Genomic DNA, 24,121 nt, shown 5'->3' on the forward strand with positions numbered 1-24,121 from the left:
CTATATTTTTATGAAATAGGCATCTATAAGTACGATGTAGAGTGTTAAAAGGGAAAGAAACCCTAATGGAATATGGACAATAAATTGTGAAATTTTCAGTTTGTTAAAGATAACAGCTGTAATGAGTGCTGCAATGAATGCCAGAAAGAAGACAATGAGTAAAGGCGAGAAATAGACACCTGAGATAATAATTTCATGAGGGACGTTGCTATTCATCTTCTGCCTCCAGATAGTCACCCCAGTCAACACCTCTTAGTTTAAGGGACTCTTTATCCTTTTCATTCAGGTATGATTTTGATGTATGAATCTGCCATCCTCCACCGAGTGCTTTATAAAGAGCTATTGCTTCAAGAGCGATATTACCTTCAATGATGGCATAGGAGTCTTCTGTTTTGGTTAAATTCTCTACTGTTGAGAGGAGTCTTTGGTACGTTACAAGTCCATTTTCATACTGGGTAGCTGAGAGTTCATAAGCTCTTTTTGTTGCCTCAATAGTCTTGGCATTAAGTTGGAGTTGCTCTTTTGTAAGTTTGTAGCCGTTGAGTGCATTGGAAACCTCTTGAATGGCTCGAAATACTTTTTTATTATAGTTTAGCAGGCTTTCTTGAAATTTTGCATCTTGAATGCGTACCTGATTTTTGATACGGTCATACTGTAAAATATTCCAGCTAAAAGAGGGACCGGCACTTATACCGATGGCATCACCGGCAGATACCCAGTTATTACCTGCATTGTTTGTGTTGTAACCGATAGTTCCAAAAAGAGAAAAATGAGGATAGAGCTCTGCTTCGCTGGAGCCAATTCTGGCGTTTTGTGCTTTTGCTTGTAACTCTGCAACCTGTAAATCCGGTCGGCGTTGTATTAAAGATGCATCTACTTTAAAGGTGTTATCGATATTTATTTCTGGAATGCTGCCTTCCTTGTTTTTTTTGAGAATGGCATCTACATCCTGCGGCAATATGCCAAGCAAAACAGCAATGGCATTGCGGGATTTTATTTTTGCAAGTTCAAGACTTGGTAAAAGTGAACGGGTAGTGTAGAGTTGTGTTTTTGACTGCTGCATGTCAAGTTCAGATACATTCCCTGCATTAAACTGTACTTCTGTCATTTTTGTAACGCGTTCTTGCAACTCTATATTGCGCTTTGCAAAGTTTATTCGCTCAGATGCTGTTGTGTAGTTTATGTAGTTACGTGCAACTTCTGCAATAAGCGAGACAAGAGTGTCATTATATGAAGCGACAGATGCATAGAGTGTTGCTTCACTTGACTCTATGTTTCTGGCATATTTTCCCCAGATATCCATCTCCCAGGCAAGATCGAAGTTTACTCCTGCCGTTTGAAAGCTGTTGCCCGCATTTCTGACTCCGGCAAGTGAGCCTGAAAGTGTCTGTACCTGTGGATATGTCAAACCCTGTGAAATACCAAGTGCTGCACGGGCCTGCAGTATGCGAAGTCCGGCTGAACGAAGATCAAGGTTCTGTTCATACATTTTTGAGACAAGGGTGTTGAGTGTGTCATCATGGAAAAGTTCCCACCATTTTTCAAGATTTGCATCTTTTTTGGTTTTATTGGCATCCCAGTCTGTTGGAAATTTTTGAGGCTCTGTGCCTTTGAAATCAGGTCCGAGAACGGAACAACCGCTTAACAGCAAAGAGATTATAAATATTGTAAATATAAGAGAAGTTTTGATTGCTTTCATATTAAAACTTTGCCATTTTTAGATTGTTCCAGTCTATTGTATTCATGCTATTATAGCAGTTTTGTAAAGTTGTTTCCTGCTTTATATATGCCATACAGTTTTGTGCAAATGCCAGTAAAGATTCCGATGAGTTTTTATGAAAATAAGAAGTGTCTATTTTTTTGTGCCATATCTGCATTTTTTGTACTGTTTGTTTAAGTTGTGTTGCATGGTGCTGCTCTCTGAGACGGTCAAGGAAGTTTTTGTTTTCTTTTTTTTGTATCTCCTGCAGTGCTTGTGTGTGTTTTACAAAACGCTCTTTCATAAGTCCAAAAAGATGCTCAGGGCGTGCTGAAAAAGGAAAGTTGTGAAAGAACATCAATATAATCAGGAACATGTAAAAAATAAGCAGCGTTAAGAGAAAAGTATCAAAATTATAGTGCATCTCATTTGTAATATTCAGTACAAAAAGTCCTAAAAGAAAAAAGATACTTATTTGCGGTTTGATAAAATAAAAACCAATAAAGCCGTACATAAAAACAAAAAGTGCTAATTCCCAGCCATAGATAAGATGCGGCAAAACGGCAACATACATAAGTGTTGAAAATGAAAAACCTGCCGTGAAGAGGATCATAAGAATAGTTGGCTTGAGGGGGCTGAACATTGTCAATAGGCCTATAAGCGTTGCCAACGTAACTACTAAAAATCCTGCAGGCGGATTGAAATATATCCAAAATGCAACACTAAACCAATAGACGCACATAAGCTGCAATGTCGCTTTGAAATATTCAGGATCTAGCCAAATAAACATTCTTCCTTTTGGTGCATCGTTGATTGTGCCTGGTTTTGCCTTGTTCGGCCACAAAAAAATACCAATGAATGTATAGATGAGAATACCGAAAATAGTCATATATGTTTTATCTATTCCATATAAAAAAGCATTTTCGGGTCCGTTTACAAACATCATCATTATCGTCATGGCACTCAGCATAAAAACAGTACTGTCACCCTGATAGGTATAATAAAGATAGATAAGGATCATTAAAACAATGGAGAGAGAGATGAGATAGAACATTCTCTCCTGAGGGAAGAGGGCAATCAGACCAAGACCGATAATGGAACCTAAAACAGTTCCTAAAACACGAATAGCACCTTTTGTGACACTGTCACTGACGTTACCTGCACTTGCAATTAAAATGATGGTAATGACTGCTGTATTTGCCTGAGACCATCCCATGGCAAAAGGGATAATGTAGGCAAGTACAAGTGCAAGGGAAGTTTTAATTGCAAAATGGAGTTTCTGCATAGACAAACTTAGGCCTTAACCGGTTCCATATCTTCTTCAAGCCAGACCATGAAAAGTTTATAGGCAAGGGCCAAGCCTACTGCTCCTATGAAAAGTCCTAAAATACCTGAAAGAATCATGCCGCCGATGGCACCAAGTAAGATAACAAGCATTGGTATGTCTATACCACGACCTAAAAACATAGGTTTTAAAAATCCGTCACTTATGGCGACTATGAACATATAAACAGCAAATATTGTTGCAGAAGTTCCCTCAGCATAAGAAAATACATAGATAATTATCGGGATAGTGATAAGATTGACAGGAATCTGGATGATAGCAACAAATAAAATGACAAATGCCCAGACCCATGCAAAAGGAACATCCATTGCCAACATCCCTGCAAATGAGAGAACCGCCTGTATGAGGGCTATACCAATGACACCCTGGACAACACTGCGGATTGTAAGTGCAGATAGTTCTGCCCACTCGACACCTCTTTCACCTGCAAGCCGGCGTGAAATTGTATGATAACTTTTAATGCCGGATTCACTTTTTGCTAAAAAAATCGCTGCAATGATAAGTGAAGCGACAAACTGTAAAATACTTCCAAGTGTACCTGTAACTATTGATGCTACTTTCGCACCATACTCCTTAAGCACCGGCTCGGCATGTTTGAGTGTACTTTTTAGATTTGTGGCCGCTTCACTCCATAACGAGTATGTTTTTTCTCCAATTAGCGGCCATTCTTTGACATTTTCAGTAGGGGCAGGAATAACAACAGTACCATTTTTTAGATCATGTGCTAGTTCTGTAGAAGAGTGAATGACAGAATCAGAAAGCATATAGGTTGGAACAAGCAGTGCAGTGACCATTAGAACTGTAAAGATAGACACAATCCAGGTACGGCTTAGTTTGAGTTTTTTATCTAGTTTTGTTATAAGCGGGGAGAGAGCAACAGCAATGATAATGCCCCATAAAATAAGAACCAAGAAAGGTTTTATGACTTCAAATGCATAAAACAGGAGCATGCCTACAAGCACAGCTTTAATGAGTATTTCAAGAGCCAAGCCAGTTATCTCTTCTTTGTTTGACGTATTTATCATTCTTTTTAACCATGTATTGAATTTAAGAAGGATTATACAATTAAATTAAATAATATTACTTAAAATTATTTTTTTATTCAATATCTGGCTAAATTATAAAAAACATTGTAGCGAATGAGTGTTGTCTCTTTTGGTCGTGGATATCTGCTGTAAGCGTATTCAATCGTCTCTTTTGTCGTATCGTCCAAAATATAGTAACCGCTTTTGGAAAGGAATTTGAAATCTGTCATATCACCGTTTGGATGGAGTTTGAATTCAATGATATTGTGTCTGTTTACATTGAGATCCCGTGGAATATTGACACGTGCGACACGGATGAGGACCTGTTGTGTTATACGGCGCATAATCTCCTGATTATCAAGAATATATTGCTGTTGGCCGGGAGTTAATTTTCCAAACTCTTCACCATAAAGTTCTTTGATATCTTGAGAGATACTGCTACTGTTCGTATGTGTTTTTTTCTTCGTTTTTGTCTCTTTGTCCGCTACATCTTCATAGAGCCATGCAAGTGCTTTTTCTTTTTTAGGCTTTTTCTTTAACTCTTTTGTGGTGTTTGTCTCTTTTTTTGCTGCAAGAAGGGGTATGTACGGTTTTTTCGGCGGAAGCGGCTCAATTTTTGGTTTTGGCGGTGTTTTTTTTGCCGCTTTTTTGGGTTTATTGAGTTTCGGTTTTTTTACAGGCTTTTTAGGCTCGTATTTTATTGGTTTTGTAGGTTTGACGATTTTTTTGAGCTGTGAGCCTTTTGGCATCGGTGGAGCGATTTTCGGCTGAGGAATTTTTTTCTTGGTAAGTCCCGATTTTTTGTGCTTTACAGGCATCTCTTTGAGAGAGATTTTTATCTTTTTCTCCTGATGTTCTAGCTGTTTGTTGATGTCCGTTGCTGCATAATGAAAAAGAATCCATAAGAGTAAAAAGAGCAGTAGGTGGATAAGCACAGCGACAAAAAGAGCAAAGGTAGATCTATTCAAAAAAAGTCCATAGTATACAAAGTCAGTAATAATTTTCAAGATTATATCAAATCAATATTAATACTACTTGGATATAATAAGAAAAATATTATATAGCAAGGTGACATATGAATAGAGAAGCATCACAAAAAGCATTTGAAGAAGCACAAGAATTGATTCCGGGGGGTGTTGACTCTCCTGTGCGTGCATTTAAAAGTGTGGGCGGTACACCGATCTTTATTACAGAAGGCGAAGGTGGATACCTTAAAGATATTGATGGAAATAAGTATGTCGATTACGTGCAGTCTTGGGGACCGTTGCTTTTTGGACATCGCGATGAGACGATCGAGGCTGCAGTTATCGATGCGGTCAAACATGGACTGAGTTTTGGTGCACCGACACTTGCTGAGAGTGAGCTTGCAAAGCTTGTTATCGACTTTTTTGATTCAGTGGAAAAAGTACGTTTCGTAAGCAGTGGAACGGAAGCTGTTATGAGTGCCATTCGTCTGGCACGTGGTTTTATAGGTCGTGATGATATTGTAAAATTTACAGGCTGTTACCATGGACACTCCGATGCACTCTTGGTTGAAGCAGGAAGCGGCGCGGCGACTTTTGGTAACCCATCAAGCCCAGGTGTTCCGGCTGATTTTACAAAGCATACACTTTTAGCGGAGTACAACAATATAGAGAGTGTCAAAAAATGTTTTGCGGATTCAGACAATATTGCCTGTATTATCATTGAGCCTATTGCAGGAAATATGGGCCTTGTTCCGGCCGATAAAGAGTTCTTGCATGAGTTGCGTGAGCTTTGTGACGCAAACGGTGCACTTTTGATTTTTGATGAAGTGATGAGCGGCTTTCGCGGAAGTCTACGTGGAGCAGAGAGTATCACCGGTGTCACACCTGATCTTGTGACACTCGGAAAGGTCATTGGCGGCGGTATGCCGGTAGGTGCTTTTGGCGGTCGTAGAGAGATCATGGATAAACTCTCTCCTGAAGGACCTGTCTATCAGGCAGGAACACTCAGTGGTAATCCTGTAGCTATGGCGGCAGGTCACGCAGCACTTACAAAACTCAAACAAAATGGCCGACTCATTGATGTTCTCAACAGTCGTGCGGTAAGACTTGTAGAGGGTATGCAGGATGCGGCACGTGAAGAGGGAATTGCTATGCAGGTTGATACACGCGGTAGTATGTTCGGTTTCTTTTTCAGTGATAAAGTTGTGAAAAACTTCAGTGATGCAGCAGCATCCGATGCGGATATCTTTGCACAATTTCATGCCGGTATGCTTGATGAAGGTTTCTATTTTGCTTGTTCTCTCTATGAGACAGGTTTCATCTCTACAGCTACAACAGATATGATGATAGAAGATACGATCGAAGCAAGTAAGCGAGTCTTTAAGGCAATTAAAAATGCCTAAGGATGAGCAGCAAGAAGAACGCAAACCGCGTGTTAAGCCAATAATAGAAGCAGCGGACAGCCTCTCACTTGGTATATCTATGGTTGTCGCTGTCATTATTGGTGTTGGTCTTGGCTGGCTGCTTAAAAATCTTACAGGTGCTGCCTGGACATTTTGGATAGGTGTTATCATAGGAATCGCGGCTGCTATTTTAAATGTTTACAAAGCCTACTCAAAACAGTACAAAGAATTTGAAGAACTTTCAAAAGAGCCGCGTTATGCTATCAAAAAAAAGATAGACGATGATGAGTATGATGAAGATGAGGATTATGGTGAAAAAAGCTATTAGTATCTTTGTCATAGTTCAGCTTTTTATATTTGCTACCTACTTTATATCTTCAAAAGCTTTTGCAAATGTTGAAACGGCATTTATGAGTGCTTTTTTGATTATTATCGGAGCGTCTTATGCTTACAAGCGTATGGTCAAGGCAAAAGTAGCATCGGGTGAATATGTCGAAGATAGAGATCTTTTAGACAAAATAGAAGACCCGCATGAACTCTATGATGGCAAAGAGATTAATGATGCGCCACCTGAAGAGTTAAATTTAAAAGAGATAGTCAAAGAAGAAAAGGCAAAAGTGAAAGTGCTTGATGTGAAAAATGTGAAACATGGCATAAAAGGGAGCGTTTCGCTTTTTAGACTTGTACCGTATCTCTTTTTGATCTTGGGCTTTATTGCTCTGAAAAACAATGCTCTTTTAGATCTGTGGTATTATCTGCCATCTCTTTTTGCAGGTATAATCACAGGGTCTTTTGTTTCTAAGGAAGTTATGGCTTAAGGGCACACTTAAGAGGTTATCATCGGAAGATTTATGATGACTTCATTTTCTGTAATTTCAAGAAAGAAGTTATTGTTTTTTGCGATAATCTCCAGTGTATCTTTCTTGCTCATATCAGCATGTTCACCTCTGACAGCTATGGAAAAGATACTGTACTTTTCATCTTCATATTTAATATGTTCACCAACTCTGAAAAAGACTTTTGTTACTATTGAATCATTCTCTTTGAAGTACTCATAGATTTTGTTCAGCAGTTTTATCAGCTTGTTTGAATCGATTATGACATCCGGAATGGTTGGGTCGAAATCTTTTTTAAAGAGAGTATCTGAGCTAATGGAATTTGTGGCGATACAGAGGTCTATAACGGTGAAGATATTTGTCAGTTCACCGTTTGGTTTTACGGTGTTTAATTTATATGTCGGGGATTGATAGAGTTTAATGCCTATCTGATCTTCGTCTTCATAACCGACAGTAACTCCAAAAAATTTGTATCTGCCGTATTCAAGCTCTACAAAGGTTGTTTTAAAACCGAAATTGATACTTGCATATGTCTTTGCAAGTTCAAAGAGCTCGTTGGACGTTGCTGCTCCAAGGAGAAACTGTGCCTCTGCATTGAGTGAGAGAATCTTTCCTTTGGCATTGAAGAGTATGAAAGGATTATAGTCATACTCTATCCATTGCTGCTCGAACGTCATTGCGCTCTCTTTACTCTTCTATATAGTTTTTCAGTCTACGGCCAACTTTAGGGTGTTTGAGCTTTTTAATCGCAGATGATTCGATCTGACGAACCCGCTCACGTGTAACGCTTAGTTCTTTTCCAATCTCTTCTAGCGTTCTGTCACTCTCATCATCCATGATTCCAAATCGAAGCTTGATAACGGCTTTTTCTCTTTCGTTAAGTTGCTCTAAAACCTGTTCTATCTGAATACGAAGATCATCTTTTAAAATTGCATCTGAAGGTGAAAGTGACTGCTTATCTTCAATGAAGTCACCAAAACGGCCGTCTTCTTCACTACCGATAGGCGCTTCAAGAGAGATAGGCTCTTTTGTGATTTTAATGACATTTTTAACTTTTTCGACAGAAAGACCGACCTCTTGAGCGATTGTATCAACATCCGGCTCTTTCCCATGTTCTTGAAGGTGTTTACGCATAATTTTATTGATGCGGTTGATCGTTTCTATCATATGGATAGGAATACGGATAGTTCTCGCTTGATCGGCTATAGCACGTGAGATAGCTTGACGAATCCACCATGTAGCATAGGTTGAAAATTTGTAACCTTTTTGATATTCGAACTTGTCAACGGCTTTCATAAGGCCGATATTACCCTCTTGAATGAGGTCAAGGAATGGAAGCCCTCGATTTGTGTAGCGTTTTGCAATGGAAACGACAAGACGAAGATTTGATTTTGCCATTTTCGTTTTGGAAATCTCTGAGATATTTTTACCGCGCTTGATCTGCTCTAAAATATCTGCAAGTTTTTCCGGTTCCATATCAAAAGAGTTTTTTGACGCCTCTTTTGTCTGAACGAGCTTTTTTATCTCCATATATGTAGAGACCATTGTCGCTTCAGGTACCATGTTCGCGATATCTTCTTTTGTCAGATCCTGGATCTTCTCAACAAGTACTTTATGGTTTGCCTTGAGCGTGGCATTGAAAAGCGGCAGTTTATACTCAAGACGTTTAAGTTCCTTGTCGTAGCCTTCATCAGATTTCAGTGCCGTCTCCATTGCTTTTACAAGTTCATTGATAAGCTTTGAAGTCGGTCCTAGATCAAGAAGTTTTTCTTTCAGGACAGATTTTTTCCATGTAAGTATTAAATAGTAATGAACTATCTCTTCTGTGAGTTCTTCGCTGCCAAGATTTTCCGGTGCTTTGTCAAGCGTTTTCATCCAGTCTTTTTTAGCTTTTTCAAGCGCTTTGAAGCTTGTTGTTACCTTGTCGACTCTGCTTTTGTCTTTTGCAGAGAGTGTTTTACTCTCTTCATCATCCGAATCATCATTGCTGTCATCATCGTCTTTTTCATCTTCAAAAGATTTAAAAAGCTCTTTTACGCGTCTTTCCCGGTTGATAAGCGGCTCTTTATAATCGAGAATAAAATCAATAAGATAAGGAACAGAACAGATAGCATCGATGATGATGCCTTCACCGGCTTCTATCTTTTTAGAGATTTCGATCTCTTCTTCTTTTGTCAAAAGTGGAATCTGTCCCATCTCACGCAGGTACATACGCACCGGAGAATCTGAACGTGACCACTCGAGGAGTTCATGCTCTTTTAAGATGTCGAACTTGTCTGTTTCATTGTCTTCGAGCATCTTTCTTTGTGCATCACGGCGAGCTTCCGCTTCTTGGTCATTTAGTTTTTTTGCATGTTCACTTGCAGTATAAAGACATTTATTGTGTTTGTTTGCAAGTTTTAATATATTTTTTGCTTGTGCAGCGGTTGGCTGTTTTTCAAAAAGGTCAATGATTGATTCGTATGTGATACAATCTTTTGATTTGTGCTCTTGAAAAAAAGTCTCGAGGGCTTTGTTGAGTTCTTTTGCTGTCATATCGGAGGTTGCTCCATTGCTAAGTTAAGGTTTTTAAAAGGTGGATTATACCGAAACTTTCTTAAAAGGGACTTGTTTTACAGTTGGAACACCCTTTGCTTAAATCTTGAAAAATAATGCAAAACAGGGGTACTGAATGCAAACAGGCTATTATAGTTCTGCTGCTGGAATGGTGACACAGTTTAACAGGCTTGACACCATCTCAAATAACCTAGCCAATGTCAATACAAACGGTTTTAAAGAAGACAACCTCATTGTAGGCGACTTTATGCGTCTTTATCAGCAAAAAAGAGATGATCTTCCAAATGATAACAACACAAAAGAGGCTGCCAAGTTTATTAATAGAGCTATGGCAAAAGCGCCACAGGTTGTCGATGCCTATACGGACTTTTCTGTTGGAAATCTACAAAAGACATCAAATAAGCTTGACGTTGCTCTCTCACGTGACAATCTTTTCTTTGCTGTAAAAACACCAGAAGGTGTCAGATTTACCAGAGATGGTTCTTTTTCACTTGATGATGAAGGAAAGCTTGTAACAAAGCAGGGCTATGAAGTGCTTGGTGATGATTATTTTCAAAGCAAGGAAGGCATCACTTTTGCAACTACTGACAGTGTCATAGATATTGATAAGAACGGACAGATATCAACAAACGTTCCCGGATCTTTGACACTCACGCAGAATAAAAAACTTCTAATAGCGAATGTTGACAATCTTAAGTATTTGAAAAAAGAGGGCGACAACCTCTATAAACTGGATGATATGAAGAGAATGACCATTAACGAAGAGAGTGGTGCCGTCGCTCAAGGATTTGTAGAAAAAAGCAATGTCAATGCCGTGAAGATGATGACGCAGCTTATTGAGACGAATAGACTTGTCGGGATGTATCAAAAAGCGATGGATACACAAATGAACGATATGAATAGAGACGCAATTGAGAAAATTGCACGAAAAGCTTAGGAATAGGAGAATAGAACAATGATGCAATCACTTTATACCGCTTCGACGGGAATGCTCGGAATGCAGACGCAGATAGACACAACAGCCAATAATATTGCCAATGTCAATACAATCGGTTTTAAAAAAGGGCGTGCGGAATTTGCAGATCTTATGTACCATGTTATGGAGTATGCCGGAACATCTACGAGTGATACGACAAAATCACCTACAGGTATTGAAGTAGGACTGGGTGTTCGTTCAACTGCTGTTAACAAGATCTTTTCGGAAGGTTCTCTCAAGCAGACGGACAATCAGCTTGATATTGCCGTTACAGGACGTGGCTTTTTTAAACTTGAACTGCCTGATGGAACAGAAGTATATACAAAAAACGGTGCTTTTAAGCTGGATCAGGATGGTGCGATTGTCAATAGTGACGGGTATTATCTTATTCCGCAGATTGTTGTGCCGCCTGATGCAACAAGTATTAGTATAGGAACAGATGGTACGGTTACGGTTGTTCAACCCGGTCAAACGCAGGCAACACAGATAGGACAGATTCAAACGACCAATTTTATAAATCCGGCAGGTCTGCATTCAATGGGAGACAACCTGTATCTTGAAACAGACGCTTCCGGGCAACCTGTTGAAGGTATTCCTGGTGTCGATGGTCTTGGTACGATTCGTCAGGGATTTGTAGAACTTAGTAATGTTGAACTCGTTGTCGAACTTACCGATCTCATTACAGGTCAGCGTGCTTATGATGCAAACTCAAAGATAATCACTACAAGTGATGAAATGCTCCAAACTACAAATAATCTCAAGCGTTAATTCAGCGTTTTAATTAATTTCCCTGAGAATAAGTTTGTCATTGATAATTTCAAACTTGACATCAGGGGATTTCTTTCTGTTTTTTTTCTCTTTTACAAGATGTTCTTTATAATAAAAATACTTTTTGTCTTTATTATATTTTTCTGAACGAAGTAGTAATTTTTCTTTATGGTTTTGTTCGTGAACACTGTTTTTGATCAGGGGTTTGCCATATTTTAAATTAACAGCAAGTTCATAGGCATCGAGATAAGAGTAATGCTCGTGGCGTATGAAGTGTTTTATAAGTTTTTTCATTGATAGTTTCAAAGGATAGTGTTTGTCTGAGACACAACGAACATATGTTTTACCACTTTTGTTGTACCATCCTTCTTTGTCTCTGCCAATATAGACATATTTTGCGAAATCCCGATGCCTTATATCTGTTGTCGATGACCAGTAAAGTGCACCGGAATAGTCAAGACGGGCATTGTGATCTCTTAGTGTTACAAGATCTTCATCTGTCGGCAGTCTAAAATCATCGATGAGTATATGGTCGTTAAGAGCAATTTTTAGATCTTTACAATATTCTTTAGCATCGTTCCAATTCATTTTTTGCTGTTTGTTGATTGCTTGATCCTGCCAGAAGAGGCCATCAATATATTTCATATCTTTGATCTCTCTCCAGTGGATAAAACCTTGAGATACATTTTTTTTACGTTTGAGCGCAATGGTAAGAGTTGTGTCTTTGTTAAGGTCTATCCACTTTTTGTAGGTAATGTGTCCTTTGGCTGTTGCCTCAATGTGATACCTTCCCTTTTGTAATAAAATACCGTCTTTATATTTTGGCTTAATGTTAAGGATGCGAATACGTGTTGCATTTGGACTTTGAACGGAGAGTTTGAATTTGGTGCGTTGTTGCACAATGGTTTTTTGCTTGGGAGGTTTATCTGTAATGAGTTTTTTAACAGGCACTTCTTTTGTGCTGCCGCAACCTATAAAGTAAACAGAAATGCCGATTAATAAAAATAATTTAATCAATTCAAAACTTCCAGAGAATTTTTAAGGGCGATTATAACATATCTTATGATATTATATGATAATTGTTATACAAAGGGCATAAAAATAGATGTTACAGTTTTACAATAAGTTGAATATTTCAAAAAAACTTGATTTTATGAATCTCTCTACTGCTCTTATAGCAGGCATTATTGCGATAATCTTCATTGTGCTTTATCAGTATATTGACGGTACAAAAATTTTAAAGTATCAAAGCCGTACTTTAGCAAAGGTTCTTGCCCAAAATATCGCTCCGGCACTTCTTTTTAAAGATGCTAAAAATATTGATGAATCATTGTCTTCTGTAAAATACGCAGAAAATATACTTGAGGCATATGCTTTGGATGTCAATGGAAATATACTGGGGGTATATGTACAAAAGCAACCTTATAAAAAAAATAATGAAATAGAGAAAATGACACTCAAAGAAGAACAGTTTTCGAAAGGGTTCGAACTCTATACTGTTGTACCTGTACACGCAGAAAACAGAACCATAGGCTATCTTGTCCTTGTTCATTCAACACAAATGCTTATTACTCACCTTTTGACTCAGACATTATTCATCACGCTCATTATATTGGTATCTATCATTATCACTTCACGTTACTATAAACTGTTAAGCCGTAAAATCTTGAATCCTATCGCAAAACTCAATAAAGGTACTACGAAGATCATTCAGACAAAGACGCTGCATACGCATGTAAGGGTTTATAACGATGATGAGATAGGGGAACTTGCTAAAAACTTCAACATAATGATAAATACACTCTCCGAGTATCATGAAGAACTGAACAGACAAAAAGATCTTCTTGATTATAAAGCAAACCATGACGATCTTACGGATTTACCAAACAGAGCACTTTTTAATGACAGACTGGCTGTTGCCATGAAAAAAGCAGACCGAAATAAAAGTGCACTCGGTGTTTTCTTTTTGGATATAGATTACTTTAAACAGATAAATGATCAATATGGTCACGATGTGGGTGATGAACTTCTGAAACGTTTTTCTCAGCGTCTGCAGGAGTGTCTGCGTGCGGCAGATACACTCGCTAGAATCGGCGGCGACGAGTTTATGATTATCCTTGAAGAGAACAAAGAGATGACAACTTCAAAAACAGTGGCAAAGAAGATCGTAGAAGCGATGAAAGAGCCTATAGCACTTGGAGAATCAACATTGAAAATCAGTACCAGCATAGGGATTGCCATATATCCTCAAGATGCCAAAGATGCTGAAGAGTTGGTCAAGAATGCAGATATGGCAATGTATAAAGTCAAAGAATCAGGCAGAGACGGTTTCGCTTTTTTTCAAGCAGAATGAAACGCTTTATAAAACTACAATCACTTTTTGGATATAATCGCAAAATTATTTAAGTAAAACATTAGGAATTTATATGCAAAAAGCAAACATAAACGGTAAAGTTTGGAGATTTGGAAAAGATATCGACACAGACTTGATCATAGCAGCACGTTACTTAAACACTTCAGTACCTGAAGAGTTGGCAAAACATGTTATGGAAGATGCCGATCCAGAGTTTGTAAATAAAATGACTCCAGGTGATATTATAGTCGCAGATGAAAACTTTGGTTGCGGAAGTTCACGTGAACATGCACCAATAGCACTTAAGGCGGCAGGTGTAGCTGCAATCGTAGCACCGACATTTGCAAGAATTTTTTACAGAAATGCTTTTAATATGGGACTGCCTATCTTTGAGCTTAAAGAAGCAGCGGAGATAAAAGAGGGCGATGAGATCAGTATAGATATGAATGCCGGTACGATTACAGATAAAACGACAGGTAAAACATATAGTTTTACACCGATTCCTGAATTTATGCAGGAGTTGATAGATGCAGGCGGTTTGATGAACTTTGCACAAAATGAGATAGAAGGTAAAAAATAGATGAAATCATATAAAATAGCACTTATTAAAGGTGATGGAATAGGTCCGGAGATCATAGACGAAGCTGTTAAAGTACTTGATGCAGTGGCATCTTACAGTGGTTTTCATTTTAACTATGAAGAGTTGCTGATGGGTGGAGCTGCGTATGATATTACAGGTGATCCGCTTCCTCAAGAGACTGTTTCAGGTTCATTGAACTCAGATGCTGTACTTTTTGGTGCAATCGGCGGTGAAAAATGGGACACTCTTCCACGTGAGAAGCGTCCAGAAAGCGGCTTACTACGTTTTAGAAAAGAACTTGGTGTCTATGCAAACCTGCGCCCTGCCGTTGTTTATGATGAACTTGCGAATGCATCGTCATTAAAGCCTGAGATCGTTCGCGGTGTTGATTTGATGGTCGTGCGTGAGCTTATCGGCGGTATCTATTTCGGTGAGCCAAAAGGCCGTGATGAAAATAAAGGCTGGAATACAATGGTATACTCACGTGATGAGATCATTCGTATTGCACACCAGGCATTTAAAATTGCAATGACAAGAAGTAAAAGAGTATGCTCGATAGATAAAGCAAATGTTCTTGATGTATCACAACTATGGCGTGAGACTGTTGAAGAGGTTGCAAAAGAGTATCCGGAAGTTGAACTCTCTCACATGTATGTTGACAATGCCGCTATGCAGCTTATCCGTGATCCAAAACAGTTTGATGTAATGCTTACCGGTAATATATTTGGAGATATTCTTTCAGATGAAGCCTCTATGCTTTCTGGATCTATCGGTCTGCTTCCATCTGCTTCTGTTGGTGCAAAGATTGGTGTTTATGAGCCTATTCACGGTTCAGCACCTGATATTGCGGGACAGGGGATTGCCAACCCTATAGCAACGATCTCATCAGCATCGATGATGTTGCGTTACGCATTAAATGAAAATGCTGCAGCAGATAAAATTGATGCAGCAATCAAACGTGCTCTTGCAGAAGGTTATAGAACACAGGATCTTGCACAATTTGATGCAAAAGAGATCTGTTCAACAAGTGAAATGGGTTCAATTATCGCGAACTATATCGAGAAATAAGAGTTATATAAAGATGCAGACACTTACTTTGGCAAATATCTATGAACTGCAGGGTTTAAAAGAGGAAGCATTGGAGATATATAAGGAGATACTGAAAAAAGATCCTAATAACTCTGATGCTAAAATTGCCATAAGAAGATTGTCCGGTATGCGTAAAAAGTTTTTAAGAGTCAATTCTCAAATGAAAGATTTTTTTCTTAAAATGGATACGGATGTAGAGTTTAAAGAGTTTGAAAGGTGGTTATTAAAAGCATGGAATTAAAAGATGTAATACTCTCAACACTGGCTGAGATGGAAGATGACGCCCCGATAACCGAGTCAATACCAAAACAAGAAAATACGCAAAAAGTGCCGCAGCAGCAGGAACCCTTGATAAAAACAGCTGCAGCTGATGAATCGAGTGTTGAGAGTGAACTGATCTATCTTAACTCTATCAGAGAGCGTTTGTTGGTGCTTTTTGAAGGGTTCCAGGCACCGAACAATGCGAATATCGAAGCTAAGATAGACATGACGCTTAATTTTTTAGAGTACACGCTCGCTACAATTGATGCAAGAGTGGAAAAATTAGAAAAAGGAAACATGAAGTGAGCCAATACCGTGTTTTAATAGATGCAAACGATGAAAAAGGCTTGGTTCATAAAGTATCAAGTGTTTTTTATAACTATGATCTTAATATTTTATCCAATAGTGAATTTGTTGATAAAGAGAGTAATAAATTTTTTATGCGTTCTGTTGTTGACGGCAATGTAGATAAAGATGAATTGACGGCAGCTGTCACAAAAGTTCTTCCTGTTGATTCAAGTATAAAAGTAATTGAACCGAAAAAGAAAAATATCATTATTATGGCGACAAAAGAGATGCATGCGCTTGGTGATATTCTGATCCGTCATGAGGCAGGTGAACTTGAGGCAAATATTTTGGCTGTTATATCAAACTATGACACACTTGAATCACTGGTCTCAAAATTCGACATTCCTTATATTACAATATCTCACGAAGGTCTTGAGCGTCCCGAACATGAAAATAAGATAATTGAGACTATCAATGGTTTTAAAGATGTCGATTATATCGTTTTGGCAAAATATATGCGTATCTTGACACCGCGTTTCGTTGAAGCATTTGAAGATAAGATTATGAATATTCACCACTCGTTCTTACCGGCATTTATCGGTGCAAACCCATATAAACAGGCTTATGACAGAGGTGTGAAGATTATTGGTGCTACGGCACACTTTGTAAATAACAATCTTGATGAAGGGCCGATTATCGCTCAAGAAGTCATTCATGTCAATCATGCCTACGGGTGGAGAGATATGCAGCGCTCCGGTAGAGATGTGGAGAAAGTTGTTCTCTCACGCGCACTGAAACTTGCCCTTGAAGACAGAATCTTTGTTTATGCAAACAGAACGGTTATCTTTTAATGTCGTTCAACCTGGTTTTAGTACATCCTCAGATTCCTAACAACACAGGGGCAATAGGCCGTCTCTGTGTCAATGCAGGTGCCTCGCTTCATCTCATTAAACCAATCGGCTTTGATATCGATGAAAAAGCGGTTCGCAGAGCAGGACTTGATTACTGGGATAAACTTGATCTGCATGTCTGGGAGAGTCTTGATGATTTCTTTTCAAATAATACGATCACAGACAATGCTTATTTTGCAACGACAAAAACAGATAGACCCTATTTTGAAGCAGAATTTAAAGAAGGTGACTATATTTTCTTCGGCAGTGAAACTGCGGGTATTCCGGAAGATATTTTAAGCAGGTATCAGTCACAAACAATTACGATTCCCATGACAAAAGAGGGTAGAAGTCTCAATCTCGCCATATCAACCGGCATTGTGCTCTATGATGCTATTCGTCAAAACTATACTACTTTTGATAAGGCGTAATATATGAATTCTTTTGTTGATACTGTAATGCTCATACTCTTTGTTCTTTTTATGATCTTTATTTTTGGCGGCTACCATAAAACAAAATCAGAGCAGAGAGAACAAGAGCGAGAAAAAGAAGAGAAGCGGAAGAACGAAGAGAAGTCCTAAAAAAGTTTTTCTGCCCAAATCTCCATTTTATTTTCAAATCTTTCAAAAAGTGTTTCTGCGTTTTTAATAATAAGTGCCATTTTGTATCCTTTTATTTTAACTTGAAAAAATATTACAAAAAAACAAACTCTCTTTGAAAAAATATGACAAATTGCAATATAAATGTTGATTTTCTTTTTAAATTTGACTATACTATGAAATATTTATTCAAAAAGGGGTCAAAATGAATAGTTTTACTGACATAGTCGAAGAGATAAAGAGTATCGTTTCTCCTGAATTTGCACCAAAAAAAGTTTTTGACAAAGATGTGGCCGAGTTATTGGGCATTTCACAAATGAATTTTGCAACGATGAAAAAACGTAATAAAATTCCTTTTGCAGAACTTTTGGATTTTTGTGCAAAAAGAAGTATATCAATCAACTGGATGCTCTACGGTCAATCGCCTGAGAGTTTGGTTGAAGCGACAAACAATTATATGATAAAATATTTTACAGATATAAATGCAAGTGCAGGCGGTGGTGCCGATAGTGATTTCGAAGAGATAAAAGAGCTTGAAATTCCTGAGCAGTTCGTGTTTATGCTCGGTGGTGAACGTGAGCTGAAAAATATAGAAGCGATTAATGTCTCCGGAGACTCTATGGAACCTACATTTAGCTATAATGACATTGTATTTATAAATCGAGAGAAAACAGACCTTAATCGCGGAGGTATTTTTACTATCCGTACAGAGGCCGGACTCTTCATTAAACGGGTACAAAGAAGAATGGATGGGATGATCGATGTTATCTCTGATAATTCTGTCTATCCGACACAGGTGTTAGACCCTAATGAAATCGAAGTCATTGGTCGTGTTATCAGTAGATTTGGAGATGTTGATTAAAAGGAAATTTTTGAGATATTTTGTTTTTATTTTTATTGTTTCTTTTTTTGCGGGTTGTGCACAGAAAAAAGCAGCAGAACCAGAAACAGCACAAGCAGAGCTACCTCAGAGTGTGGTAGACCTGCAAAATGTAGATCAAAATGTTTCTGCTTATGTAGATACTATCAATGAGCGCTATATCGGTTCACTTGAAAGTTACGAAAAGCACTATTTTCTTCCATGGAATATTGATAAAATAGATATTTCCCTGCATGAAGCGATGTGGGCTTATCGTGCCTTTCGCTCTGCAAACAGCTATGGGGAAAATCTCCAACCCTTAAAAGCATCATTTTTTAAAGATATTTACGAACGTTCTAATTTTAAAGATTTTTCGACACTTAATAAACCTGCCATCACGCTCAAACGGATCGATATTAGAGCATTTCCAACTGATAAACCCCTGCTGATGGATCCTAATGAAGCTGGAGAGGGTTTTCCGTTTGATTATATGCAAAATTCTACTATTGCTCCAAACAAGCCTATTTTAGTTTCCCATTTCTCTCGTGATAGAGAGTGGGCTTTCATTGAAGCGAGTTTTGCGTACGGATGGGTAAAATCCCGTGATATAGCTTTTATACCGCTACAGTATGCAAAACTCTACCAAAAAGCTCAAAAAGAGTTTGTAATGAAAGAATCCGAACCAATTTATGACGCCAAAGGTAATTTTTTATTTCGTTCCCGTATTGGTATGATGCTGCCTGAAATAGATGAAAAAGATGATAGTTTTACTATTTTGACGATTGGGAACTATAAAGAGAATGAAGCATATTATATAGAGTCGAATATTTCAAAAGAGATACTCCATAAAGATGTTTTGAAGTTCAATAAAGAAAATATCGCAAAAATTTTAAATGAAGTGATGCATGTGGAGTATGGATGGGGTGGAATGTACGGACAAAGAGACTGTTCTTCAATGCTACGTGATTTCTATGCTCCTTTTGGACTATGGCTGCCAAGGAACTCGTATGAACAGGGTAAAGTTGGTAAAGTTGTCTCATTTGACGGACTTCATGATGAAGAAAAGGTTGCTCTTATTAAAGAAGAGGGGATTCCTTTTGAGACACTGCTTTATAAAAAAGGTCATATAATGCTCTATGTAGGAGTGAAAAATGACAAAGTGATTATTTTTCAAAATACATGGGGTATAAAAACAAAAAAAGATGGGGAAGAGGGAAGGTTTATCATCGGGAAACCAATTTTTAGCACCCTTGAACTTGGAAAAGAACTTCCAGATTATGATGAAAATGCTTCCATTTTAAGACAGCTCAAAAGCATGAATATCCTCACGCAGAGTAATAATTAAGCTTTAATATCCAAAAGTGAGCCGAACATTTCATCCTGTGTTTTGATGGCTGCGACATTTGCCTCTGCTACTCCATCGATGATAACTTGATCGGGAATCTCTTTTGCCAGATCAGTTTGACTTTTTTGTGAACCGTTGTCATCTGCAAGTCTTGTCTCTGCATGAACAGAGTTCTTATCATCCACCATTCGTGTGTCAGTTGGAATGAATTTGTCTGTGTTTACATTTGCCACATTGTTGGCATTTGCATTCATAAAGACCTGATTTGCCTGTAAAGATGATACATTGTTTGAGATACTCATGGTAACCTCCTTCTATATTCACTATTATAACACAAAACGGCAGTACTCTCAAAGTGAGTACTGCAAGTGCTTAGTGAAGATCGGCGTTGAGTTTTACTTCTCTTGTAGAGCGAGAAGCTGTGATCTCACCTGTGAGTGAGTTTTGTCTAAAGTGAAGTCCGTTAAGACCTGCAAGCTGTTTTCCTTTGAATATCTCTCCGGAAATTTTTCCTTTGATCGCAGGGTTTGCTTCCTCTATTTTTTTGAGTTCAGCAGGGTATATACCGATTTTTGTACCTTCTAAGATAGCAATGCCTGCATCGATGATACAAGCATCACCTAAAGGAATACCACAAACAGAGTTTGCACCAAGAAGACAGTTCTTACCGACTGAGATAGGATTACCGTCCGTTCCTGAAAGAACACCGAGTATACTGGCACCTCCACCGACATCAGAACCGTCACCAACGATAGCTGAAGATGAGATACGGCCTTCCACCATAGAGACACCTGTTGTACCGGCATTGAAGTTGATATATGAAGCACCAGGCATAACTGTTGTTCCTGCTGCAAGCTGTGCACCGAAACGAACTTTTGCAGTATCTAAGATACGTGTGTTGTCTGCAGGAATGATGTGCTGTAAGAATCTTGGGAATTTATCTACAAAATCGATATGAGGGAATTCGTTCGCAAGTTTGAGTTCTATTTCGAATTCACGCAGGTAATCCAATTCGATTGGCTGTCCGTTTGACCATGCAACATTTGGAAGAGCACCAAACGCACCGTTTAGATTGATCTCACGCAGACCTACTTTTGCTTGTGAAAGAGCGTAAAGTTTAAGGTATGTTGCTTCGACACTCTCAAGTGGCGCATCTTCAAAGATAAAACATACTTTGAATTCACCTTCTAGTGAGCCGTTATTGATGATTTGAGAGTAAAGAGCTGAAACGACCTGAATATTTTTATGTGCATCGCCATGTGCTTCGTCAGAGTATGGTGTAAAGGCATTAAGACATGCTTTTAAGAACGCTAAGTTGATATTGCAAACAACTTCATTTTGTGTGAAATCAACTTCTATACCTTGTTCTGCAAGTGCTTTGATGAAGATAGCCGCACTTCCGAAATTTTCATCCCAGTTAATGATAGGGTATGTTGCCTGAAGGGATTTATCTACATTGAGCTGTCCCAGATCGACACGGCAGATTCCGAATGCTAAAGGATCTTTATATCCCGGTGTTGACGTTTTGACGTTTTCTATCAGTGCTTTAAAAGCATCAGTTGTTTGAATAACTTCCATTGAATTCTCGCTTAAGTAATTTTTTGTGTAATTATACTTAAAAACCCCTAATAGGATTTTAAGTACAATTGTAAAATATAAAATAAAGAATAAATTATGAATAAATGGCTTGAACTTTTAAAAAGTGACGATTATCTTGGTATTAAAAAACATATAAAAAAGGGGGCGGATCTGCAGGAAACGAATGAAGCAGGTGAATCTGTTCTCGCTTGTGCACTGAGAGCCGGTTGTTCTATAGAGACGTTAATGCTGCTTGTAGAGAGTGGCGCAGATATCTTTGATTTTGATGATGAAGGTGTAAGTATATTTGATATGGCTATCACTTATGATAACATTCATATGGTTTCTTATCTTTTAGAGCAGGGTATTGATGTAAATAAGACAACACGAAAAAGCGGTTTTACGGCATTGATGGCAGCAGCATGTTATGGTCGGGTAGAGATTATCAAGCTTTTACTTGAAAATGGTGCAAATCAATATGCAAAGGACTCCAAGGGGTTCAGTGCTATTGATTTTGCACGAAAAATGAATAAAAAATCAGTTCTCGCACTTTTGGATTATGATCCTGAAGCACCGAAAAATACTGATTATGCACGCTAGAGGATAAATATTACTCGAAAAATTTCGCCTGTTTTGAATTGTCGAGCGGTTTTCTTTTTTCTTTTACAAGCCACTCTTGTAAAAGTGATTCGATCACTTTTGAGAGACTCATTTTGTATCTGTCACGCGAATATTTCATAGCATCATCCCATGTTTGACGATCTATGAGAAGACTTCTGGTTACTTCATCTTTTGGTTTCATGCTACTCCTTTATGAAGCTTGGAGAAGTTCTATGAAACTTCTGTAGCTATCTACTATCTTTTGATTTTTTTGGCTTTTCATGTAGAATTCTATGGCTTTTTTCCCTAAGCGCGGAATCTCATTTTTTACAGCCCAGGAACTTACCGTACCTTCCGGTACTTCGAGGATCTCAGCGAGTTGCTTTTGCGTAATGTCCAACTCTTTGCATATATCTTTAACGATATTTGATTTTTGTTTTTTCGGCTTTTTTGCAGGATTGTTGGCCGCTTTTACTTTTACTTTTGTCTCTGGCTCTTTTTGTTGCACAATATCACAGTTTTTTTCGATCCATTCAAGCACATCAGAAGCACTCAATATCCAGTCTCTTGTATGGAGACCTCGTACGACATCATGCGTAAATTGTTCAACATATTTTTCTGCCAGTTCTTGGGAAGAGAGTTGAAAGAGTATGGAAAAAGCGAGTTGATTCGCTCCTATTGAGCTATTTCCCCAGTCAAAACCGTTTTTGGATTTTGGGTAGTTGTCAAAGCGGGTAGGGAGTTCCAGTTCGCCATAGGTAACGAACTTGTTTCCAAGAAGTGTTCTATGCCCTTTAAAGACATGGTTATTCATAACAATTGCCATTGTTTCTCACTTATATTTTAAAAGTATAGTGCTGCTCTGTTTCATCGATTTCTTTCTTTTCTTCAGGTAAAAAGACGATACGATAAACAACATATATAAAACTAAAAAGCAATAAAAGTACCAATAACCAAACTAACATGGTAAAATTCCTTGATTTATGATATTTACATATCGACCAAAGAAATTATTAGTTTAAATTATAGCTGATATTTTGTTTTTTAAGCTCATCTTTAAAGAGTTGAAAATAGTGTTCAAGCTCTTTTTTATCAGTACCGCTGAGTGAGAGTTCTACTTTTGGTTTTTCATTGATAAACATTGGCAGAGAAGAGAGTTCTATGGAAGAAGGCAGTTGTTGCATTAAAGATATGAGTGATTCTTCACTTGTGTCCGCAAGGAGTGTCAGGCGGTGTTTTTTTTCTGCGTGAGAGAAATGTTTTTTTATTACATCACTTATCATAGGATGTGACATGGATGGAAAACCGGGAACAAAAAAGTAACGATTCTCAAGTGAAAATCCGGACATATTGTTGACAGGGTTAAAGAGTAATTCTGCACCTTGCGGCAAATCTGCCATGTGAATTCTGTGCGGATAGGCAGCTTTTTTAAATCTCTCTATTATATCCTGCTTGAACTTTTCATGTGTCACAATGGGAGCATTTGTAAATACGTCAGCCGCGATTTGACGTGTCAGGTCGTCAGGAGTTGAGCCTATGCCGCCAAAAGAGAACATGACAGCTTCTTTGTCCTGCTGTATCATCTTATATGTTCGCGTGATAAGTTCGTTATCGTCTTTGATCGTAAACGATGCAAAAAGTTCATGTCCGTATTTGGCAAGTTCTTCTTGAACGAATTTGAAATGCTTGTCTTCGCGTCTGCCGTTTAATATTTCTGTTCCGATGATTACTAGGTAAAATTTCATGTCTAAATTATAGTATAATTGCATAAATAAAGAAAAGGTGCGACTATGTCACATACAAAAAAATTAGAAGATTTAATAGCAAATGGCGTTATTCCGGATATCAATGACCGTCTTGATGAGATATTTGAAGAGATAGCAGACAACAAAGAAGCCAGCGAAGATGCAAAAGAAGAGATTGAAGAACTGCGTGAGTTCAAAGCTGATCTTGAGGATGTTCTAGAAGATATTAAAGAGGGTGCAATGGATGAAGATGAAGCAAAAGAGCTTATAGAAGACATTGAAATGGCACAACGCGGCAGTGACGATGAAGATTTCGGATTCGTCGAAGAAGAGTAGGGTAGTTTAAACTCTCTTTTACTAT

General features: G+C 38.1%; 31 protein-coding genes. 17 read left to right on the top strand and 14 right to left on the bottom strand.

What is annotated here, in order from left to right; translation table 11 throughout:
* The 5 genes from FM071_RS04750 to FM071_RS04770 all read right to left on the bottom strand — a co-directional run bounded on the left by FM071_RS04750 (nucleotide 1) and on the right by FM071_RS04770 (nucleotide 5,037).
* Nucleotides 1-216 (bottom strand): DUF1656 domain-containing protein, encoded by a 216-nt coding sequence (locus tag FM071_RS04750; protein ID WP_193111869.1) that lies wholly within the window; start codon nucleotides 214-216, stop codon nucleotides 1-3.
* Nucleotides 209-1,699, bottom strand: coding sequence for an efflux transporter outer membrane subunit (locus FM071_RS04755; protein WP_193111870.1), 1,491 nt, complete (start codon nucleotides 1,697-1,699; stop codon nucleotides 209-211). The genes FM071_RS04750 and FM071_RS04755 overlap by 8 nt, the downstream gene beginning before the upstream one ends.
* 1 nt (nucleotide 1,700) lies before the next feature.
* Complete coding sequence (locus FM071_RS04760; protein WP_193111871.1) at nucleotides 1,701-2,984, bottom strand: FUSC family protein; 1,284 nt, start codon at nucleotides 2,982-2,984, stop codon at nucleotides 1,701-1,703.
* 8 nt (nucleotides 2,985-2,992) lie between these two features.
* Nucleotides 2,993-4,069, bottom strand: a complete 1,077-nt coding sequence (locus tag FM071_RS04765) for an AI-2E family transporter (protein ID WP_193111872.1) — start codon at nucleotides 4,067-4,069, stop codon at nucleotides 2,993-2,995.
* 77 nt (nucleotides 4,070-4,146) lie between these two features.
* Nucleotides 4,147-5,037: an energy transducer TonB family protein gene (locus FM071_RS04770; RefSeq protein WP_193111873.1), complete on the bottom strand. Its 891-nt coding sequence runs from the start codon at nucleotides 5,035-5,037 to the stop codon at nucleotides 4,147-4,149.
* 107 nt (nucleotides 5,038-5,144) lie between these two features.
* On the opposite strand from FM071_RS04770, the gene hemL reads away from it, so the two are divergent.
* From hemL to FM071_RS04785, 3 genes are read left to right on the top strand one after another with little or no spacing between them, the layout of a single operon-like run.
* A complete protein-coding gene (hemL, locus tag FM071_RS04775) occupies nucleotides 5,145-6,437 on the top strand; it encodes a glutamate-1-semialdehyde 2,1-aminomutase (protein ID WP_193111874.1) in 1,293 nt (430 codons plus the stop codon).
* Nucleotides 6,430-6,765, top strand: a complete 336-nt coding sequence (locus FM071_RS04780) for an AtpZ/AtpI family protein (protein ID WP_193111875.1) — start codon at nucleotides 6,430-6,432, stop codon at nucleotides 6,763-6,765. The genes hemL and FM071_RS04780 overlap by 8 nt, the downstream gene beginning before the upstream one ends.
* Nucleotides 6,746-7,255 carry a hypothetical protein gene (locus FM071_RS04785; RefSeq protein WP_226960596.1) on the top strand — a complete coding sequence of 170 codons (510 nt, stop codon included), beginning with the start codon at nucleotides 6,746-6,748 and terminating at the stop codon, nucleotides 7,253-7,255. Before FM071_RS04780 ends, FM071_RS04785 begins: the two co-directional genes overlap by 20 nt.
* Nucleotides 7,256-7,263: 8 nt before the next feature.
* Here FM071_RS04785 and FM071_RS04790 read toward each other — a convergent pair whose 3' ends face one another.
* Nucleotides 7,264-7,950 (bottom strand): hypothetical protein, encoded by a 687-nt coding sequence (locus FM071_RS04790; protein ID WP_193111877.1) that lies wholly within the window; start codon nucleotides 7,948-7,950, stop codon nucleotides 7,264-7,266.
* Between the two features lie 10 nt (nucleotides 7,951-7,960).
* The gene (gene rpoD / locus FM071_RS04795) at nucleotides 7,961-9,808 is read right to left on the bottom strand and encodes an RNA polymerase sigma factor RpoD (RefSeq protein WP_193111878.1); all 1,848 of its coding nucleotides are present in this window, start codon (nucleotides 9,806-9,808) and stop codon (nucleotides 7,961-7,963) included.
* 136 nt (nucleotides 9,809-9,944) lie between these two features.
* Between rpoD and FM071_RS04800 the strand changes: the two genes are divergently transcribed.
* Together FM071_RS04800 and flgG are read left to right on the top strand one after the other, a co-directional pair.
* Nucleotides 9,945-10,766: a flagellar hook-basal body protein gene (locus tag FM071_RS04800; RefSeq protein ID WP_193111879.1), complete on the top strand. Its 822-nt coding sequence runs from the start codon at nucleotides 9,945-9,947 to the stop codon at nucleotides 10,764-10,766.
* Between the two features lie 18 nt (nucleotides 10,767-10,784).
* Nucleotides 10,785-11,573, top strand: coding sequence for a flagellar basal-body rod protein FlgG (flgG, locus tag FM071_RS04805; protein ID WP_193111880.1), 789 nt, complete (start codon nucleotides 10,785-10,787; stop codon nucleotides 11,571-11,573).
* Nucleotides 11,574-11,582: 9 nt separating this feature from the next.
* On the opposite strand, the gene FM071_RS04810 is transcribed toward flgG, so the two are convergent.
* Nucleotides 11,583-12,590 carry an Lcl C-terminal domain-containing protein gene (locus FM071_RS04810; RefSeq protein WP_193111881.1) on the bottom strand — a complete coding sequence of 336 codons (1,008 nt, stop codon included), beginning with the start codon at nucleotides 12,588-12,590 and terminating at the stop codon, nucleotides 11,583-11,585.
* A gap of 88 nt (nucleotides 12,591-12,678) precedes the next feature.
* Here FM071_RS04810 and FM071_RS04815 point away from each other — a divergent pair, with 88 nt between their 5' ends.
* The 10 genes from FM071_RS04815 to FM071_RS04860 all read left to right on the top strand — a co-directional run bounded on the left by FM071_RS04815 (nucleotide 12,679) and on the right by FM071_RS04860 (nucleotide 19,837).
* Nucleotides 12,679-13,926 (top strand): sensor domain-containing diguanylate cyclase, encoded by a 1,248-nt coding sequence (locus FM071_RS04815; RefSeq protein WP_193111882.1) that lies wholly within the window; start codon nucleotides 12,679-12,681, stop codon nucleotides 13,924-13,926.
* Nucleotides 13,927-13,999: 73 nt separating this feature from the next.
* Entirely contained in the window at nucleotides 14,000-14,506 is a 507-nt protein-coding gene (locus FM071_RS04820; protein WP_193111883.1) for a 3-isopropylmalate dehydratase small subunit, read from the top strand.
* Entirely contained in the window at nucleotides 14,507-15,574 is a 1,068-nt protein-coding gene (leuB, locus tag FM071_RS04825) for a 3-isopropylmalate dehydrogenase (protein WP_193111884.1), read from the top strand.
* Nucleotides 15,575-15,587: 13 nt separating this feature from the next.
* On the top strand, nucleotides 15,588-15,836 hold the full coding sequence (locus FM071_RS04830) for a tetratricopeptide repeat protein (protein ID WP_193111885.1): 249 nt from the start codon (nucleotides 15,588-15,590) through the stop codon (nucleotides 15,834-15,836).
* Nucleotides 15,827-16,162 carry a CiaD-like domain-containing protein gene (locus FM071_RS04835; protein ID WP_193111886.1) on the top strand — a complete coding sequence of 112 codons (336 nt, stop codon included), beginning with the start codon at nucleotides 15,827-15,829 and terminating at the stop codon, nucleotides 16,160-16,162. Before FM071_RS04830 ends, FM071_RS04835 begins: the two co-directional genes overlap by 10 nt.
* Complete coding sequence (purU, locus tag FM071_RS04840; RefSeq protein ID WP_193111887.1) at nucleotides 16,159-16,995, top strand: formyltetrahydrofolate deformylase; 837 nt, start codon at nucleotides 16,159-16,161, stop codon at nucleotides 16,993-16,995. Before FM071_RS04835 ends, purU begins: the two co-directional genes overlap by 4 nt.
* Nucleotides 16,995-17,465, top strand: coding sequence for a tRNA (cytidine(34)-2'-O)-methyltransferase (locus tag FM071_RS04845; RefSeq protein WP_193111888.1), 471 nt, complete (start codon nucleotides 16,995-16,997; stop codon nucleotides 17,463-17,465). Before purU ends, FM071_RS04845 begins: the two co-directional genes overlap by 1 nt.
* A 3-nt stretch (nucleotides 17,466-17,468) precedes the next feature.
* Nucleotides 17,469-17,615 carry a hypothetical protein gene (locus tag FM071_RS04850; RefSeq protein WP_193111889.1) on the top strand — a complete coding sequence of 49 codons (147 nt, stop codon included), beginning with the start codon at nucleotides 17,469-17,471 and terminating at the stop codon, nucleotides 17,613-17,615.
* Between the two features lie 223 nt (nucleotides 17,616-17,838).
* Nucleotides 17,839-18,495 carry a LexA family transcriptional regulator gene (locus tag FM071_RS04855; RefSeq protein WP_193111890.1) on the top strand — a complete coding sequence of 219 codons (657 nt, stop codon included), beginning with the start codon at nucleotides 17,839-17,841 and terminating at the stop codon, nucleotides 18,493-18,495.
* A gap of 10 nt (nucleotides 18,496-18,505) precedes the next feature.
* Nucleotides 18,506-19,837 (top strand): SH3 domain-containing C40 family peptidase, encoded by a 1,332-nt coding sequence (locus FM071_RS04860; protein ID WP_226960587.1) that lies wholly within the window; start codon nucleotides 18,506-18,508, stop codon nucleotides 19,835-19,837.
* Here the strand turns inward: FM071_RS04860 and FM071_RS04865 are convergent.
* Together FM071_RS04865 and FM071_RS04870 are read right to left on the bottom strand one after the other, a co-directional pair.
* On the bottom strand, nucleotides 19,834-20,139 hold the full coding sequence (locus tag FM071_RS04865) for a hypothetical protein (RefSeq protein ID WP_193111891.1): 306 nt from the start codon (nucleotides 20,137-20,139) through the stop codon (nucleotides 19,834-19,836). The genes FM071_RS04860 and FM071_RS04865 overlap by 4 nt on opposite strands.
* Nucleotides 20,140-20,209: 70 nt before the next feature.
* Entirely contained in the window at nucleotides 20,210-21,415 is a 1,206-nt protein-coding gene (locus tag FM071_RS04870; protein ID WP_193111892.1) for a tetrahydrodipicolinate N-succinyltransferase N-terminal domain-containing protein, read from the bottom strand.
* 96 nt (nucleotides 21,416-21,511) lie between these two features.
* Between FM071_RS04870 and FM071_RS04875 the strand changes: the two genes are divergently transcribed.
* Nucleotides 21,512-22,015 carry an ankyrin repeat domain-containing protein gene (locus FM071_RS04875; RefSeq protein ID WP_193111893.1) on the top strand — a complete coding sequence of 168 codons (504 nt, stop codon included), beginning with the start codon at nucleotides 21,512-21,514 and terminating at the stop codon, nucleotides 22,013-22,015.
* Nucleotides 22,016-22,025: 10 nt separating this feature from the next.
* Here the strand turns inward: FM071_RS04875 and FM071_RS04880 are convergent, their stop codons facing one another.
* Genes FM071_RS04880 through FM071_RS04890 form a run of 4 tightly spaced genes read right to left on the bottom strand, consistent with a single transcriptional unit; the run spans nucleotide 22,026 to nucleotide 23,760 of the window.
* Nucleotides 22,026-22,217: a hypothetical protein gene (locus tag FM071_RS04880; RefSeq protein WP_193111894.1), complete on the bottom strand. Its 192-nt coding sequence runs from the start codon at nucleotides 22,215-22,217 to the stop codon at nucleotides 22,026-22,028.
* 9 nt (nucleotides 22,218-22,226) lie between these two features.
* A complete protein-coding gene (locus FM071_RS04885; RefSeq protein ID WP_226960588.1) occupies nucleotides 22,227-22,829 on the bottom strand; it encodes a DUF6166 domain-containing protein in 603 nt (200 codons plus the stop codon).
* 22 nt (nucleotides 22,830-22,851) lie between these two features.
* Nucleotides 22,852-22,980 (bottom strand): hypothetical protein, encoded by a 129-nt coding sequence (locus FM071_RS10810; protein WP_264299369.1) that lies wholly within the window; start codon nucleotides 22,978-22,980, stop codon nucleotides 22,852-22,854.
* Nucleotides 22,981-23,028: 48 nt separating this feature from the next.
* On the bottom strand, nucleotides 23,029-23,760 hold the full coding sequence (locus tag FM071_RS04890; protein ID WP_193111896.1) for a competence/damage-inducible protein A: 732 nt from the start codon (nucleotides 23,758-23,760) through the stop codon (nucleotides 23,029-23,031).
* A gap of 45 nt (nucleotides 23,761-23,805) precedes the next feature.
* Here FM071_RS04890 and FM071_RS04895 point away from each other — a divergent pair, with 45 nt between their 5' ends.
* Nucleotides 23,806-24,096, top strand: coding sequence for a hypothetical protein (locus tag FM071_RS04895; RefSeq protein ID WP_193111897.1), 291 nt, complete (start codon nucleotides 23,806-23,808; stop codon nucleotides 24,094-24,096).
* Nucleotides 24,097-24,121: the final 25 nt, after the last annotated feature.

The organism is Sulfurimonas paralvinellae (genome assembly GCF_014905135.1).
In the GTDB taxonomy this organism is placed as follows: Bacteria; Campylobacterota; Campylobacteria; order Campylobacterales; family Sulfurimonadaceae; genus Sulfurimonas; species Sulfurimonas paralvinellae.

What these genes read in the sequence shown, in the direction of transcription:
- FM071_RS04750 (WP_193111869.1), bottom strand. Translation starts at nt 216, where the DNA reads ATGAATAGCAACGTCCCTCATGAAATTATTATCTCAGGTGTCTATTTC.
- FM071_RS04755 (WP_193111870.1), bottom strand. Translation starts at nt 1,699, where the DNA reads ATGAAAGCAATCAAAACTTCTCTTATATTTACAATATTTATAATCTCT.
- FM071_RS04760 (WP_193111871.1), bottom strand. Translation starts at nt 2,984, where the DNA reads ATGCAGAAACTCCATTTTGCAATTAAAACTTCCCTTGCACTTGTACTT.
- FM071_RS04765 (WP_193111872.1), bottom strand. Translation starts at nt 4,069, where the DNA reads ATGATAAATACGTCAAACAAAGAAGAGATAACTGGCTTGGCTCTTGAA.
- hemL (WP_193111874.1), top strand. Translation starts at nt 5,145, where the DNA reads ATGAATAGAGAAGCATCACAAAAAGCATTTGAAGAAGCACAAGAATTG.
- FM071_RS04780 (WP_193111875.1), top strand. Translation starts at nt 6,430, where the DNA reads ATGCCTAAGGATGAGCAGCAAGAAGAACGCAAACCGCGTGTTAAGCCA.
- FM071_RS04785 (WP_226960596.1), top strand. Translation starts at nt 6,746, where the DNA reads ATGGTGAAAAAAGCTATTAGTATCTTTGTCATAGTTCAGCTTTTTATA.
- FM071_RS04790 (WP_193111877.1), bottom strand. Translation starts at nt 7,950, where the DNA reads ATGACGTTCGAGCAGCAATGGATAGAGTATGACTATAATCCTTTCATA.
- rpoD (WP_193111878.1), bottom strand. Translation starts at nt 9,808, where the DNA reads ATGACAGCAAAAGAACTCAACAAAGCCCTCGAGACTTTTTTTCAAGAG.
- FM071_RS04800 (WP_193111879.1), top strand. Translation starts at nt 9,945, where the DNA reads ATGCAAACAGGCTATTATAGTTCTGCTGCTGGAATGGTGACACAGTTT.
- flgG (WP_193111880.1), top strand. Translation starts at nt 10,785, where the DNA reads ATGATGCAATCACTTTATACCGCTTCGACGGGAATGCTCGGAATGCAG.
- FM071_RS04815 (WP_193111882.1), top strand. Translation starts at nt 12,679, where the DNA reads ATGTTACAGTTTTACAATAAGTTGAATATTTCAAAAAAACTTGATTTT.
- FM071_RS04820 (WP_193111883.1), top strand. Translation starts at nt 14,000, where the DNA reads ATGCAAAAAGCAAACATAAACGGTAAAGTTTGGAGATTTGGAAAAGAT.
- leuB (WP_193111884.1), top strand. Translation starts at nt 14,507, where the DNA reads ATGAAATCATATAAAATAGCACTTATTAAAGGTGATGGAATAGGTCCG.
- FM071_RS04830 (WP_193111885.1), top strand. Translation starts at nt 15,588, where the DNA reads ATGCAGACACTTACTTTGGCAAATATCTATGAACTGCAGGGTTTAAAA.
- FM071_RS04835 (WP_193111886.1), top strand. Translation starts at nt 15,827, where the DNA reads ATGGAATTAAAAGATGTAATACTCTCAACACTGGCTGAGATGGAAGAT.
- FM071_RS04845 (WP_193111888.1), top strand. Translation starts at nt 16,995, where the DNA reads ATGTCGTTCAACCTGGTTTTAGTACATCCTCAGATTCCTAACAACACA.
- FM071_RS04850 (WP_193111889.1), top strand. Translation starts at nt 17,469, where the DNA reads ATGAATTCTTTTGTTGATACTGTAATGCTCATACTCTTTGTTCTTTTT.
- FM071_RS04855 (WP_193111890.1), top strand. Translation starts at nt 17,839, where the DNA reads ATGAATAGTTTTACTGACATAGTCGAAGAGATAAAGAGTATCGTTTCT.
- FM071_RS04865 (WP_193111891.1), bottom strand. Translation starts at nt 20,139, where the DNA reads ATGAGTATCTCAAACAATGTATCATCTTTACAGGCAAATCAGGTCTTT.
- FM071_RS04870 (WP_193111892.1), bottom strand. Translation starts at nt 21,415, where the DNA reads ATGGAAGTTATTCAAACAACTGATGCTTTTAAAGCACTGATAGAAAAC.
- FM071_RS04875 (WP_193111893.1), top strand. Translation starts at nt 21,512, where the DNA reads ATGAATAAATGGCTTGAACTTTTAAAAAGTGACGATTATCTTGGTATT.
- FM071_RS04880 (WP_193111894.1), bottom strand. Translation starts at nt 22,217, where the DNA reads ATGAAACCAAAAGATGAAGTAACCAGAAGTCTTCTCATAGATCGTCAA.
- FM071_RS04885 (WP_226960588.1), bottom strand. Translation starts at nt 22,829, where the DNA reads ATGAATAACCATGTCTTTAAAGGGCATAGAACACTTCTTGGAAACAAG.
- FM071_RS10810 (WP_264299369.1), bottom strand. Translation starts at nt 22,980, where the DNA reads ATGTTAGTTTGGTTATTGGTACTTTTATTGCTTTTTAGTTTTATATAT.
- FM071_RS04890 (WP_193111896.1), bottom strand. Translation starts at nt 23,760, where the DNA reads ATGAAATTTTACCTAGTAATCATCGGAACAGAAATATTAAACGGCAGA.
- FM071_RS04895 (WP_193111897.1), top strand. Translation starts at nt 23,806, where the DNA reads ATGTCACATACAAAAAAATTAGAAGATTTAATAGCAAATGGCGTTATT.